This window comes from Streptosporangium becharense (genome assembly GCF_014204985.1).
GTDB lineage: Bacteria > Actinomycetota > Actinomycetes > Streptosporangiales > Streptosporangiaceae > Streptosporangium > Streptosporangium becharense.
The window spans coordinates 4,548,901-4,561,757 of record NZ_JACHMP010000001.1; the positions used below are offsets into that span (position 1 = coordinate 4,548,901).

A 12,857-nucleotide genomic window follows, 5' to 3' on the forward strand; every position below is an offset into this window, starting at 1 on the left:
GCAAGCCGGTCGTCGCCGGCGGGCACCTCGCCGCCTCCCTCGGCAGGCGACCCGGGTGCTCGTCCCTCGGCAGGCGACCCGGGTGCTCGCGGACATCGATGAAAAGGAGTCCCCTCATGTGTCACCCCTCGTGGGCACGCGCACGCATCGCGGCGCAGCGCTTGAATGACCTCGCGCGGCTGCGCCGTGTCCGTGACCGGATCGACCGGGAGTACGCGCAGCCGCTGGACGTCGAGGCGCTCGCCCGCGGCGCGCACATGTCGGCCGGGCACCTCAGCCGCCGGTTCCGGCTGGCCTACGGCGAGTCGCCGTACGCCTATCTGATGACGCGGCGCATCGAGCGCGCGATGGCGCTGCTGCGCCGCGGCGACCTCAGCGTCACCGAGGTCTGCTTCGCGGTCGGCTGCTCGTCGCTGGGCACCTTCAGCACCCGCTTCACCGAGCTGGTCGGCATGTCGCCCAGCGCCTACCGGCGCCGGGCGGCGCGCGCGGCGGCGGGGATGCCGTCGTGCGTGGCGAAACAGGTGACCAGACCGATCAGGAATCGAAAGGCGCCGGTCGCCGAGCCGCACCTGGTGTGATGGCCATGGCATCCGTACCCGGACCGAGTGCACCGGTGAAGCCCCCGCCCCGGTGGACCGGCCGATGATCGACGGAGCCCGTCCCCGGAAGGAAGGGCTTCCCACGAAATGACTGGAGGAAGCATGACGGACGCGCCGCCGCGTGGACGTGAGGAGAGGCTGCGGGACACTCGCGCGAGACTGGAGAGCGACGTCGATCTCTGGGTCGCCACGTCGGGCTCCCCGGGCGGTGTCCACCTCATCCCGCTCTCGTACCTCTGGGACGGGACCGCGTTCCTCATCTCGACGCCGCGCGCCTCGGTCACCGGCCGCAACCTGCTGGCGGACGGCCGGGTGCGGCTCAGCCTCGGGCCGACCCGCGACGTCGTCATCGTCGACGGCACCGCCGAGCCGGTGGACCTCGCCGGCCTCGCCCCTGGGACGGGCGACGCGTTCGCGGCCAAGACCGGTTTCGACCCGCGCGAGCTCGACGAGCCCTACCAGTACTTCCTGGTCCGGCCCCGGCGCATCCAGGCCTGGCGTGAGGCGAACGAGCTGCGGGGACGCGACCTCATGCGCGACGGCCGCTGGCTCGGCTGACCGCCGCGCGGGAACACACCCGCTCCACCCGGCGAGCGGTTCGGCGAAGGACGTGGACTACCGGCGGGGACTCAGCACACTGGACTCCGCACACCGGAAGCGGCCTTTCACATCGCCGGGGTGTCACCCCGGCCGGCCGCGGCCGGTCAGGTCGCGGGGCTCGACGTATGGGTGAGTCCTCGGCGCCGGTAGGTGAGGCGCCGTAGCGCGGCCTCAGCCGGTCCCCTTCGCCCGCCGGGCGCCGACAGCGCGGCGAGTATCACGGTGGCCAGCCAGGTCAGCACGGCGATGCCGGACGCCGCGGCGTCGCCGACACGCGTGCCGAGCCCTCCGGTGTACGGCGCGAACACCGCCACGAAGATCACCGACTGGAGGAGATAGCAGGTCAGCGACCACTGACCGCACGCGGTGAGGGCCCTGACGATAGGGCCGGGACAACCGCGCGGTATCCGGCCGGCGACGAGCCCGATGATCGCCGCGTACGAGAGCCCACCGGCGATGCCGGTCACGCTGTGCAGCGCGTACGCCGACACGGCGACGATGTCCGACGGCATCCAGATCCGGGTGTCGATCAGCGTCAACGGCGTCCCGCCGGCGACGGCCAGCCCGGTGCCCATGACGGCGACCCGGAAAAGCAGGTCCCGGTGTGACACCGGGTCCTCCAGCACGTGACGCCGGGCCGCCCAGATCCCGAACAGGAAAGCCGGCACCACGCCGGCGGCGAAGTAGGTGGGCGTCATCCCGGACCATCCGATGAGCCGCATCACGGTGGCCTCGACCGGGTCCGCCATGGCGGCGGGTGTGTCGCCCTTCGGCGCGGAGAGGGTGAGCAGCCCGAAGCCGGCCAGCACCACGACGTGCAGCACCAGCCCGACGACGGCGGCCCGCAACACGGCCCTGTCCTCGCGCCGGATGAACCCGACGAGCACGAGCCCGACCAGCCCGTACGCTCCGAGGATGTCACCGAAGAACAGCAGCAGCGCGTGGCAGAACCCGAACGCGAGCAACCACAGGCTCCGGCGGCGCAGCACCTTGCGCACCTGCGGCCAGCTCCCGCCCGTGGCGAGCTGCCGGTTGGCGAGCTGCACCAGGCCGTAGCCGAACAGGGCGGCGAACATGGGCAGCGCCCGTCCGTCCACCAGCAGGATCTGCACACCGGCGACCAGCCGGTCCAGGACGCCGCCGTCGCGAGCGTAGCCGCGGAAGCCCGCCTCGTGGCCCGACAGATACATGTGCGCGTGCGCCAGGGCGATGAGCAGCAGCATCAGCCCGCGCGCGAGATCGGGTGCGAGCGCGCGCCGGGCGATGGGAGTGGCCCCGTGAACGGGAGCCGGTGGGGCGATGGGCATGACTGTCCCCTCAGTTTTAGATACAGGAATGTAGCTAATCCTCAAGGTAAGCTACACCCGTGTAGCTGAGCAAGGGGGTGGTGATGGGCGACCACAACGCCCGGACACGCCGGCGCGGTGAAGAGCTGATCAGGGCGATCCACGACGCCGTACTGGAAGAGGTGGTGGAGGTCGGCGTGGGGCGGCTGACCATGGACGGCATCGGCCGGCGCGCGGCGACACCCCGCACCACCCTGTACCGCCGCTGGTCGGACCCGATCGAGGTGCTCCTCGACGCGCTCTACCACCAGCACCCGGTCGAGGAGCCGACCCCGGGGGCCGACGACCTGCGCGGCGACCTCATCCGCGCGCTCCGCCTCATGGCCGAGTGGGCCTTCAGCCCGGCGGGCCGCGCTGTCGCGGCCATCCTCACCGACCCGAAGAGTGCCGCCCTGATGTCCGAGGCGCTGTTCGAGCGGGTCTTCGCCGACCGGGGCGGCACGTTCACCCGCACCGTGCTGCGGCACTACGCCGACCGGGGCCGCTTCCCGGCCGAACTGCTCACCCCGGTCGTGGCCGACATCGGCGAGGCCCTCGTCACCAAGCGTCTGATCGATACCGGAGTACCGCCCACCGACGAGGAACTCGCGGCGATCGTCGATCAGGCGATCCTGCCCGCGATCGGGCTCGGCCCGCGAGCGCCATGAGCACGACCTCAGGCAACGCAGGCGGATCCCTCCCGGGGGTGGCAGGAAACCTCGTCGGCACCCCGCGGGACCCGGGGCGGGCGGCAGGGAACCTCGTCGGCACCCCGCGGGGGCGGGCGGCCAGGAACCTCGTCGGCACCCCGCGGGACGTCAACCGCTTCCCGGGCACGCCGCCGGGCGGCAGGCCGCTCAAGCCGGCCCGCTTGAGCGGATGAAGTAGACGAAGCAGACAGCCGAGACGCCCGGTTCCCGGCCCGACGGTCGTGCAGGCCCGGCCCGACGGTCGTGCGGGCCTGGCCGGACGGTCGTGCAGGCCCGGCCGGACGGTCGTGCGGGCCTGGGCCGACGGTCGTACGGGCCTGGCCGGACGAGGCTTCCGCTCGTCGCCTCCTGCGAGGTGTCAGGCCGTCATGCGCGGGGCTTCGCGCGGACGTGCATACGTTCCCCCTGTCTCCCGAAGAGACTGAGGATCTCGACGGGCCGCCCATCCGCGCTGCTGAACCAGTGGGGCAGACGGGTGTCGAACTCGGCGGCCTCGCCGGGGCCGAGGACCAGATCGTGCTCGGCGAGGACGAGCCGTAGCCGGCCGTCCAGCACGTACAGCCACTCGTAGCCCTCGTGCGTGCGGTGGTCCGGCTCGGCACCCCGGTCGGAGATGATCATCTTGTACGCCTGCAGAGGGCCCGGGGCCCGGGTCAGGGGGACGAACGTACCGCCGCTCGCCATGGGGCGGGGCTTCAGCCGGATCCGAGGATCCCCGACCTCGGGGGCGCCGACCAGGTCGTCCAGGGGCACGCGGTACGCACCGGCGAGCGGTAGCAGCAGTTCCAGGCTGGGGCGGCGCTGTCCGGATTCCAGCCGGGAAAGGGTGCTCTTGGAGATGCCGGTCATCTCGGAGAGCGCGGCCAGGGTGAGGCCGCGTCTGGCTCGTAGCCGTCTGAGCCGGGGGGCGACCTCGTCGAGGACCGCTTGGTAGGGCGGAGTTCTGTCCACGCGGGCATTCCACCCCGATTTCCCGGAATCGGCAACAGAAATTGCCGTCTCTGCCCGGCGAGTGCACGCTCTTCGGCATGAACTCACACCACGACTCCGCACGCGGACACGGACACGGAACCGGACACGGAAACGAAACCGGACACGGAAACGAAACCGGCCACGGTCACGGAACCGGCCACGGAAACGCATCCGGACACGGTCACGGTCACGGACATGGGCATGGGCATGGGCATGGGCACGACAGCACCGACGTCGACTGGGAGGCCATGGCCGCCCAGCTGGAGGACAGCGGCGAACTGCAGCTTCCGGTCCTCCGCCGGACGGCGGCCCGCCTGAGGGAACTGCTCGGCCCGGAGAAGCCGGGGAAGGAGGTTCGGCGCATCCTCGACATCGGCAGCGGGCCGGGCGTGATGACCTGTGTGCTCGCCGAGACCTTCGTGGATGCCGAGGTGGTCGCCGTGGACGGCACACCGGGCCTGCTGGACCGCACCCTGGCCCGCGCCGAGCGGCTCGGCCTCGGTGGCAGGGTGGCCGTCCGGCACGCGAATCTGCCAGAGGACCTGGACGGTGGTGACTGGCACGGGGAAGGCGGACTCGGCCCGGCGGACCTGATCTGGAGCAGCAAGACCGTGCACCACCTCGGCGATCAGCAGGAGGCGCTGAACGATCTCGCCGGCTTGCTGAGGCCCGGGGGGCTGCTCGCCGTGGCGGAGGGCGGCCTGCCGATGCGCTTCCTCCCGCGTGACATCGGCGTCGGCAGACCGGGCCTGCAGGCACGGCTCGACGCAGCCCAGGAGCACTGGTTCGAGATCATGCGAGCCGAACTGCCCGGCAGCGTCACCGTGGTCGAGGACTGGCCCGCGATGCTCGGTCGTGCCGGGCTCACCGGCGTCGGCAGCTTCACCCCCCTCCTCGACCTGCCCGCACCCCTGGGCGAGACGGCCCGCGCCTTCCTGCACGCCCATCTGACCCGGCTGCGGGGGGCGGCGAGCGAGCTCCTGGACGCGGAGGACCTCGAAACGCTCGATGTGCTGCTCGATCCCGGGGCGCCGGAGGGCATCCTGCGGCGGCCCGACGCCTTCCTCCTCTCCGCCACCACGGTCTTCACGGGCGTGCGCCGGGCTCGGTGACCATGCCGTCCATGAGGGCCGACGGCGTGCGGGCCGGAACCGGCCTGCCCGCCGTCACCCGACGCCCCTGCCCGCCGTCACCCGCCGACAGGGCTCCGGGAGGAACCGGAGCGCCTTCGGGAGCCACCAGAGAACGGAATTCATGGTGAAGCCAGTCAGCGCAGAGCGGGAGAAGCCGGTCAGCGCAGAGCGGGAGAAGCCGGTCAGCGCAGAGCGGGACGAGGCGGCAGCCGGAAACACGAGGCGGACGCCGTCGGTTCGGTGGGCGCTCGCCGGCCTTTCGCTGTCCATGTTGCTGTCCTCGCTCGGCACCAGCATCGCCAATGTCGGCCTGCCGACGTTGGCACAGACGTTCACCGCCTCTTTCCAGGAAGTCCAGTGGATCGTCCTCGCCTATCTCCTCGCCATCACCACTCTGATCGTCAGCGTCGGACGGCTCGGTGACATCATCGGCCGCCGGCGGTTGCTACTGGCCGGAATCCTCCTGTTCACAGTGGCCTCGGCCCTGTGCGGCGTCGCGCCGACCCTCTGGACGCTGATCGCCGCCCGGACGGCGCAAGGGCTCGGAGCGGCCGTCATGATGGCCCTCACCATGGCGTTCGTCGGTGAGACGGTTTCGAAGGCGAAGACCGGCAGGGCGATGGGGCTGCTCGGGACGATGTCCGCGATCGGCACCGCTCTCGGTCCGTCGTTGGGCGGTGTTCTGATCTCCGGGCTCGGTTGGCGGACGATCTTCCTCGTCAACGTACCGCTGGGTGTCCTGACTTTTCTTCTCGCGCATCGCTTCCTGCCCGTCGACCGGCGGGAGCCGAAGGCAGACCGGGCCCGGTTCGACCATGTGGGCACGCTGCTGCTTGCTCTGACGCTCGCGGCTTACACGCTCGCCATGACGGTCGGGCGTGGCGCTTTCGGTCCGCTCAACGTGGCTCTGCTGTCGGCTGCCGTCTTCGGAGCCGGCCTCTTCGCGCGCGTCGAGGTGAGAACGGCATCACCGTTGATCCGGCCGGCGATGTTCCGCGATCCGGTGCTGAGCGCGGGCCTCGCCATGAGCGCGCTCGTCTCGACGGTGATGATGGCGACGCTGGTGGTCGGGCCGTTCTATCTCTCTCGTGCGCTCGGGCTCGATGAGGCTCTCGTCGGCCTCGTCCTGTCGGTCGGCCCGCTTGTCGCCGCGCTGGCCGGCGTGCCGGCCGGTCGCATCGCGGACCGTTTCGGCGCACACCGTGTGACCCTTGTCGGGCTCACCGGAGTGGCGGCCGGTTCTCTCATCCTGTCCATGACGCCGGTGACGTTCGGCATCTCCGGCTACATCGCCCCCATCGTGGTCGTCACCACCGGTTACGCACTGTTTCAGACGGCCAACAACACCGCCGTCATGGCGGATGTCCGACCGGACCGCCGGGGTGTCACGTCCGGCATGCTCAACCTGTCGCGCAATCTCGGGCTCGTCACCGGTGCGTCCGTCATGGGTGCCGTGTTCGCGCTCGCATCGGCGACGGCCGATGTCACGACGGCGCGTCCGGAGGCCGTCGCCGTCGGCATGCGGATCACGTTCGCCGTCGCGGCGATGCTGATCGTCGTCGCGTTCGGCGTCGCGGTCGTGAGCCGTGCTCTCGCGAAGCGCTCGGGATCGTCACCTCGGCGGGAGGATCTGCCGGGGTGACGGTCTCCGAGGGAGACAGGATCACGACCTCGCGTGGCCGCTTTCGGGCGACCTCAGAAAGACCGGGGCCGTTTCCGGCGACCCCGCGAGACCGAGGCCGCTCCCGGCTCTCCTTCACGCTCGACGGTGCTCCGCGCGAACGTCTGCGGTAAGCCGATCATCCGGGCACTTCAAGCGCCGCACCGGTGTCGGTGCCAGGACCGGGGCCGGGGCGGCCACTGCCGCACCTCAGCGGGGGACGGCCTCGTCCCGCTGCCGGGAACAGGTGGGGGACACGCCTAATCGGTGCTCCCAGCCGCGGGGAACGGGTTCAGCGTGTCGAAGTAGACGCTGTCCGACACCGGGTCGAGGAAGAACCCGCCGGGATACACGTCACCCGTGATCTCACGGTCGAAAGCCTCACTCGACACCCACTTGGCGCCGTCCGGCAGGAAGCCGGCCAGCGAGTCCGGAACCTGGTCCGGAGCCTGGGGGCGGAACCCCGTCTTCCGCTCCTTCACGAGGGCGGCGCTCCGGCCCTCTTCGAGCCGGGCGAGCCCCACCACCCGGATGTCCGAAGGGCCGGGAGGTGACAGGCGCGAGTCGGACCCCAGCCGCACCGCCGACCAGTGCGCGTCGGAGAGCGTGCCGAGAACCGGGAAGCGGCGTTCCAGCGGGGCGGTGTCCGTGCGGACCGGGGCTTCCTCCGGAGCCTTCTTCTGGCGCGACGAGGACGACTCCGCAGGTGTGCACGCGGTGAGAAGGGCGAGTACGCCGAGTGTGAGCACTTCCCGACGGTCAAAACCGATCATGTCGTCTCCTTGAACGCGGCCTCCGTCCGGAAGGCGGGTCACAGTGTTGACGACCGGAACCGGCCGGAGGTTCGCCGCCCGGTGGGGGAGACGGCGGCCTCACCCGTTCACCGTTTCCGCGCCGGCCGCCTGAGTCTGAACGCGCCGGCCACCCGGGAGTGCCGGTCGTCTGAGCGTGGCGGCCCCCAGGATCATCGGCCAACCAGGGGTACCGGCCCTCAGGGATACCGGCCCTCGGGATCATCGGCCACCCGGGATCATCGGCCACCCGGGAGCACCGGCTATCCGGGATCACCGGCCACTCGGACGTGCCGGTCGCCCGGGTCACCGGCGGGCAACGGCGGCCTCCTCCAGCCGGTGCTGGAAGTCGTCGATGTCGGGGGTGAACCAGACCTGCGTACCCCGGTTGGCCTCGCGGACGAAGTCCCGCAGGGCGGAGCTGGCGGCGGTGTGCCGGGATATGTCACCGAGGACGGCGATGCCCATCCGGTAGTTGACGAACTTCTGGACGATCTCGCCGGCGACGCGGGTGCGCAGCCGGAAGAAGTCGTCGTCGAACCGGCCGGCCGGGACGACGACCCAGTCGGCGCCGAGGTACGAGGCCTCACCGATGATGTCCAGGGCGTCGCGCTCGCCGCGTAGTGTCGCGCCTTCCGAAGCGCACACGAAGACCGTCGTGCCGTACATGTGCCGGAGGGTGTCAGACATGGGGGCGTGCTCCTTCCGGAGCGCGGAGGAAGTCGAGGATCGGCATGGTCTGCCCTTCCAGGAGGTGGCCGGCGTCGGGCAGGAGGTTGACCGTCGCGTGCGGCACGGCCTGCTCCAGTCGCCTGCGGGTGTCGTGGGAGTCGAGGACGGTGTCGAGGCCGCCGACGATCACCAGCATGGGCATGGTCAGCCGCCGCAGGGCGTCGTCGTCGAACACCGGGATCTTCTCCCGGCGGGGGCGGAAGTGCTTGTTGATGAGCATCATGTACTCGCCGAAGGCCTGAGCCTCCGGCGTCGTCGCGGGGGCGGTGGGGCCCAGTATCACCCCCAGTGCCTTCCGCCTGCCCCATTTCCCGAACGACAGCAGCAGCAGCGCCAGGAGCAGCCAGCCCGTCTTCTGCCTGCCGATGCCGCCGGGGCACAACAGCGCGAGGCGGTCGACCCGCTCGGGATTCCGGGTCGCGTAGTCCGTCGCCAGCCAGCCGCCGAGCGAGACGCCCACGATCGAGACGCGCCGGACGCCCAGCCCCTGCAGTACGTCGTCCAGCCAGAGCGCGTAGGCGTCGGACGCCAGCGGTGGCCGGGACGGCGCACTCAGGCCCGGCTCGCCGATCATGTCGACGGCGTACACCCGGAAGTCGCGTGACCAGGCGGCCACGTCGGCCATCCACATCGACGTGTTGGCCATCGAACCGTGCAGGAGCATCAGGGGCGGCGCGTCCTTCGGGCCGCAGGCCACGACGAAGGTCTCGCCCTGACGGGTCGGGACGCGCAGGTGCTCGCTGGGCACCGGCCAGCGCTCCAGATACTCGCGGTAGCGCTGCTCGACGGTGCGGGCACCCTCGGGGGAGACGTAGATGCCGTTCACGGGTTCTCCTTCACCAGCGTATTAATGATCTTGAAAAGTTCCGCGCCGTCATCCAGGCCCCCGATGATGATGATCTTCAGGCTGGCTCGTTCCTCGTCGTAGATCGTCTCGACGCGCAGGCGCTCGCCGCCGGGGGTGCGGCCGGAGACGGCGGCCATGAGCGTGTTGCTCAGGCTGCTCATCGCCCCGGGGCTGATCGCGTCGATCTGCACGACGCTGGACGCCTCGATGTGACGCCGGCGCCTGGCCGTCTCGGTGGCGGGCGGTGCCACCGGGTGGCCGGTGAACGCCTCCAGGTCCTCGCGGGTGATCCGGTACTGCTTGCCGATGCGGACCGCCCTCAGCCGCCCGTCGCGCACGTAGTTGCGCACCGTCTTGACGTGAAGGTTCAGCAGGTTCGCCACCTGCTCGACCGTGTACGGCTGTTGGGACACCGCGATCCTTCCCCGAACGGATTCCGCTTGCTTGCCGAATATACCCTATCGCTCCCTCAATTGAGGAGCGATAGGGAATTTTAGGGAATGTGATGCCTGTCAGTCGGCGATCGTCCTCCGGGAGCGGGCACCGCGGTGCTCGTGCGGGCTGACACCGCGGACGCGCTTGAAGGCGGTGCTCAGGGCGAAGGAGCTGCCGTAACCGGTCTGGCGTGCCACCGCGCCGACGGTGGCGTCGGTCTCGCGCAGCAGGTCGGCGGCCAGCGCCAGCCGCCAGCCGGTCAGGTAGGTCATGGGCGGCTCGCCCACCAGCTCGGTGAAGCGGCGGGCCAGCGCCGCCCGGGAGACGCCGGTCTCGGCGGCCAGCGTGGCGACCGTCCAGGGGTGCGCCGGGTTGTTGTGGAGCATGCGCAGGGCTCGGCCCACCACGGGGTCGCCGTGTGCCCGGTACCACGCCGGCGGCCGCGCCTCCGGCCGGGAGAACCAGGCGCGCAGGGCGGCGATGAGCAGCAGGTCGAGCATCCGGTCGAGAACCGCCTCCTGTCCCGGCTCGTCCCTGCCGATCTCGCCGGCGAGCAGCGGGATGAGCGGGCTGTCCCAGCTCCCGGCCGGGAGCGTCAGCAGGGTGGGGAGCGCGCGCAGCAGCCGCTCGCTGATCTCTCCGCGCATCTGGTAGGTGCCGGTCAACAGCGTCGTGGCGCCGTCCGGGCTGTTGCCCCAGGTGCGAACGCCCAGGTCCATGGCCTGGGCCAGCGGTTCGCCGTCCGGGGTCGTGCAGCGCTGGCCAGGGTGGATCACCACCTGCGGCGGGGTGGCCGGATCGTCGGCGACCGTGTAGGCGCCGGGGCCCCGGATGATCGCGACATCCCCCGGGGCGAGCCGCACGGTGTCGCCGTCATCAGGGACGATCCACGCTCCGCCCCGAAGCATGGCCACCAGGGTGAGCGGCGCCCGGTCCTGGATCCGCAGAGACCAGGGCGGGTCCATGACCGAGCGGAGCAGGAAGGCTCCCCGGGCTCTCGGTCCATCGAGAAGGCTTGCGAGTACGTCCATGCGCCTCAACGTAGACGCTGAAACATGGAAAAGCGCCTCTGGGCTATGGAGAGTCTCACTGGGGGCCGATTCACTGGTCGGTGGGAGAAAGGAAACGATGGTGGAACTGCTCCGGGTCGCCGCCCTGTTCGCCGCCACGATCACCACGGGGCTCGTGGCGGGTCTCTTCTACGCGTACGCGTGTTCCGTCATGCCCGGTCTGAGCCGCACCGACGACCGCACCTTCGTCGGGACGATGCAGTCGATCAACGTGGCCATCCTCAACGGCTGGTTCGCCGTCTGCTTCCTGGGTGCGCCGGTGACGACGGGCGTGGCGGCGGGGCTCCACCTCCACCGGGAGGGGCGGGCGGCGCTGCCCTGGATCGCCGCCGCGTTCGTGCTGTACGCCGCGACGATCGCCGTCACCGCCGCGGTCAGCGTGCCGATGAACAACGTGCTCGACGCGGCGGGGGAGCCCGGCCGCATCGCGGACCTCCCGGCTGTGCGGCGGGATTTCGAGGCCGGGTGGGTGCGGTGGAACCTCGTCCGCGCGGTGACCTCGGCCGCCGCGTTCGCCTGCCTGGTCCGGGCCCTGCTGTGAGAACCCGTGCGAACCGCTCCCGGCGCTCAGGGAGGCACGGAGCGCCGGAGGGTCAGGCCCGTTCCTGGCGGGGCAGGACGACCTCGCGCACGATCAGCAGGATCGCCGCGACCAGCGGGATGCCCAGCAGCGCACCCACCACGCCGAGCAGTGCCCCGCCGAGCAGGGCACCCAGGATGGTGGCGAGCGGAGGGACGTCGACGGAGCTCTTCATCACGGCCGGGGCGATCCAGTAGTTCTCGATCTGCTGGTAGACCGTGAAGAAGACGACGCAGACGATGCCCACGGTGGGAGAGACGAAGAAGCCGACCAGGGAGGCGACGGCCGCGCCGATGAAGGCGCCGACCAGCGGGATGAGGTCGGTCAGCGCCACGATCAGCGAGAGGGCGAGGGCGTAGGGGACCTCCATGATGCTCAGGAAGAAGAAGGTCGTCACTCCGGCGATCAGAGAGATGATCAGGTTGCCGGCGACGTACCCGCCGATGCTTTCGATGATCTTGTCGCCGAGCAGGCCGGCGCGCTTCCTGCGCGACCGGGGGAAGAGGAGGTAGGCCATCTTCTTGAGCGAGCTGAGCGAGCCCAGGAAGTAGAGCGTCAGGACCAGCACGGTCAGCGCGTTGAAGACGGCCCCGATGAGGACCGTGCCGAGGCCGAGCACGCCGCCGAACATCTGGGTGCCGAAGGTGCCGCTCGTCACGTACTGCTGGAGCTTGTCCAGGATCTGGAAACGCTGGTCCAGGTCGCGGACCAGCGGGTTGTGCTGCAACTCCGCCACGTACTGCGGGAGCTGGTCGACGAACTGGGTGAACTGGGCGGTCAGCGGGGGCACCACGGCCAGGCCGAAGGCGACGAAGACCGAGATGACGCCCAGGAAGACGATGACGATCGCCACCGTGCGGGGGACGTTACGCCGTTGCAGCGCTTCGACGGCCGGGTTCAGGCCGATCGCCAGGAACAGCGAGACGACGATGAGGATCAGCATCGAGCCCGCGCTCGCCACGGCCTGCACCAGGAGCCAGGCGGTGAGCACTCCCAGTGCGGCGGTGAAGCCGAACACGAACGGGTTGTTGCTCATCGAGCGTCCGGGGCGTCCGAACGCCGCCTCGGCGTTGATCGCGGCCGGTCGCGCCGGACTGCTCCCGGCCGGGGCCGGCTCCACGGCACCGCTCCCGCTCGTGGCTGGTCGCGGGGTGTCACCGGCGGGCCGGGGCGGTTCTGCGGCGCCGCTCCCCGGCGGGGGCGGTTTCATCGGCCCGCTTCCGGCCGGGGCCGGTTTCACCAGGCCGCCGGCGGCCGGGACCGGTTCCCCGGTGCTGCTTCCGGCCGTCGCCGGCCCGCCGCCGGCGGGCGGGGGCGTCGCCGGCGCGTGGTCGGTGGAAGGGTGCTCGGACACCTCCGCTCACTGCCCGGTACGGAGGGAAGTAGTCGGCCGAGCACGG

Annotated in this window: 15 protein-coding genes; 7 read left to right on the forward strand and 8 right to left on the reverse strand. The window is 70.9% G+C overall.

Annotated elements, in window-relative coordinates; genetic code table 11:
• Positions 1-116 precede the first annotated feature (116 nt).
• Together F4562_RS20135 and F4562_RS20140 are read left to right on the forward strand one after the other, a co-directional pair.
• Positions 117-581, forward strand: coding sequence for a helix-turn-helix transcriptional regulator (locus F4562_RS20135; protein WP_184548757.1), 465 nt, complete (start codon positions 117-119; stop codon positions 579-581).
• A 123-nt stretch (positions 582-704) separates the two neighbouring features.
• A complete protein-coding gene (locus F4562_RS20140; protein ID WP_184548759.1) occupies positions 705-1,160 on the forward strand; it encodes a pyridoxamine 5'-phosphate oxidase family protein in 456 nt (151 codons plus the stop codon).
• Between the two features lie 146 nt (positions 1,161-1,306).
• On the opposite strand, the gene F4562_RS20145 is transcribed toward F4562_RS20140, so the two are convergent.
• Entirely contained in the window at positions 1,307-2,509 is a 1,203-nt protein-coding gene (locus tag F4562_RS20145; RefSeq protein WP_184548761.1) for a DUF418 domain-containing protein, read from the reverse strand.
• Between the two features lie 83 nt (positions 2,510-2,592).
• Here F4562_RS20145 and F4562_RS20150 point away from each other — a divergent pair, with 83 nt between their 5' ends.
• Positions 2,593-3,195: a TetR-like C-terminal domain-containing protein gene (locus F4562_RS20150; protein ID WP_184548763.1), complete on the forward strand. Its 603-nt coding sequence runs from the start codon at positions 2,593-2,595 to the stop codon at positions 3,193-3,195.
• Positions 3,196-3,233: 38 nt separating this feature from the next.
• Complete coding sequence (locus F4562_RS20155) at positions 3,234-3,410, forward strand: hypothetical protein (protein WP_184548765.1); 177 nt, start codon at positions 3,234-3,236, stop codon at positions 3,408-3,410.
• Positions 3,411-3,603: 193 nt separating this feature from the next.
• On the opposite strand, the gene F4562_RS35080 is transcribed toward F4562_RS20155, so the two are convergent.
• Positions 3,604-4,188, reverse strand: a complete 585-nt coding sequence (locus tag F4562_RS35080) for a helix-turn-helix domain-containing protein (RefSeq protein ID WP_184548766.1) — start codon at positions 4,186-4,188, stop codon at positions 3,604-3,606.
• Between the two features lie 269 nt (positions 4,189-4,457).
• Here F4562_RS35080 and F4562_RS20165 point away from each other — a divergent pair, with 269 nt between their 5' ends.
• Both F4562_RS20165 and F4562_RS20170 read left to right on the forward strand, forming a co-directional pair.
• Positions 4,458-5,321 (forward strand): class I SAM-dependent methyltransferase, encoded by an 864-nt coding sequence (locus F4562_RS20165; RefSeq protein WP_246473490.1) that lies wholly within the window; start codon positions 4,458-4,460, stop codon positions 5,319-5,321.
• A gap of 142 nt (positions 5,322-5,463) precedes the next feature.
• Positions 5,464-6,984 (forward strand): MFS transporter, encoded by a 1,521-nt coding sequence (locus F4562_RS20170; protein ID WP_184548770.1) that lies wholly within the window; start codon positions 5,464-5,466, stop codon positions 6,982-6,984.
• Between the two features lie 278 nt (positions 6,985-7,262).
• Here the strand turns inward: F4562_RS20170 and F4562_RS20175 are convergent, their stop codons facing one another.
• The 5 genes from F4562_RS20175 to F4562_RS20195 form a co-directional block, all read right to left on the reverse strand.
• Entirely contained in the window at positions 7,263-7,775 is a 513-nt protein-coding gene (locus F4562_RS20175; RefSeq protein ID WP_184548772.1) for a hypothetical protein, read from the reverse strand.
• A gap of 324 nt (positions 7,776-8,099) precedes the next feature.
• Complete coding sequence (locus F4562_RS20180; RefSeq protein ID WP_184548774.1) at positions 8,100-8,483, reverse strand: DUF4180 domain-containing protein; 384 nt, start codon at positions 8,481-8,483, stop codon at positions 8,100-8,102.
• On the reverse strand, positions 8,476-9,351 hold the full coding sequence (locus F4562_RS20185; RefSeq protein ID WP_184548776.1) for an alpha/beta fold hydrolase: 876 nt from the start codon (positions 9,349-9,351) through the stop codon (positions 8,476-8,478). The genes F4562_RS20180 and F4562_RS20185 overlap by 8 nt, the downstream gene beginning before the upstream one ends.
• Complete coding sequence (locus F4562_RS20190) at positions 9,348-9,785, reverse strand: helix-turn-helix domain-containing protein (RefSeq protein ID WP_184548778.1); 438 nt, start codon at positions 9,783-9,785, stop codon at positions 9,348-9,350. The genes F4562_RS20185 and F4562_RS20190 overlap by 4 nt, the downstream gene beginning before the upstream one ends.
• 99 nt (positions 9,786-9,884) lie before the next feature.
• Positions 9,885-10,838: an AraC family transcriptional regulator gene (locus tag F4562_RS20195; RefSeq protein WP_184548780.1), complete on the reverse strand. Its 954-nt coding sequence runs from the start codon at positions 10,836-10,838 to the stop codon at positions 9,885-9,887.
• A 97-nt stretch (positions 10,839-10,935) separates the two neighbouring features.
• On the opposite strand from F4562_RS20195, the gene F4562_RS20200 reads away from it, so the two are divergent.
• On the forward strand, positions 10,936-11,418 hold the full coding sequence (locus tag F4562_RS20200; protein ID WP_184548782.1) for an anthrone oxygenase family protein: 483 nt from the start codon (positions 10,936-10,938) through the stop codon (positions 11,416-11,418).
• 52 nt (positions 11,419-11,470) lie between these two features.
• Here the strand turns inward: F4562_RS20200 and F4562_RS20205 are convergent, their stop codons facing one another.
• Positions 11,471-12,577, reverse strand: coding sequence for an AI-2E family transporter (locus F4562_RS20205; RefSeq protein WP_311734303.1), 1,107 nt, complete (start codon positions 12,575-12,577; stop codon positions 11,471-11,473).
• Positions 12,578-12,857 lie beyond the last annotated feature (280 nt).

Bases quoted from the DNA above. Each gene is read 5' to 3' on its own strand.
- F4562_RS20150 (WP_184548763.1), top strand. From the start codon at position 2,593: ATGGGCGACCACAACGCCCGGACACGCCGGCGCGGTGAAGAGCTGATC.
- F4562_RS20140 (WP_184548759.1), top strand. From the start codon at position 705: ATGACGGACGCGCCGCCGCGTGGACGTGAGGAGAGGCTGCGGGACACT.
- F4562_RS20145 (WP_184548761.1), bottom strand. From the start codon at position 2,509: ATGCCCATCGCCCCACCGGCTCCCGTTCACGGGGCCACTCCCATCGCC.
- F4562_RS20165 (WP_246473490.1), top strand. From the start codon at position 4,458: ATGGCCGCCCAGCTGGAGGACAGCGGCGAACTGCAGCTTCCGGTCCTC.
- F4562_RS20175 (WP_184548772.1), bottom strand. From the start codon at position 7,775: ATGATCGGTTTTGACCGTCGGGAAGTGCTCACACTCGGCGTACTCGCC.
- F4562_RS20180 (WP_184548774.1), bottom strand. From the start codon at position 8,483: ATGTCTGACACCCTCCGGCACATGTACGGCACGACGGTCTTCGTGTGC.
- F4562_RS20170 (WP_184548770.1), top strand. From the start codon at position 5,464: ATGGTGAAGCCAGTCAGCGCAGAGCGGGAGAAGCCGGTCAGCGCAGAG.
- F4562_RS20195 (WP_184548780.1), bottom strand. From the start codon at position 10,838: ATGGACGTACTCGCAAGCCTTCTCGATGGACCGAGAGCCCGGGGAGCC.
- F4562_RS20135 (WP_184548757.1), top strand. From the start codon at position 117: ATGTGTCACCCCTCGTGGGCACGCGCACGCATCGCGGCGCAGCGCTTG.
- F4562_RS20200 (WP_184548782.1), top strand. From the start codon at position 10,936: ATGGTGGAACTGCTCCGGGTCGCCGCCCTGTTCGCCGCCACGATCACC.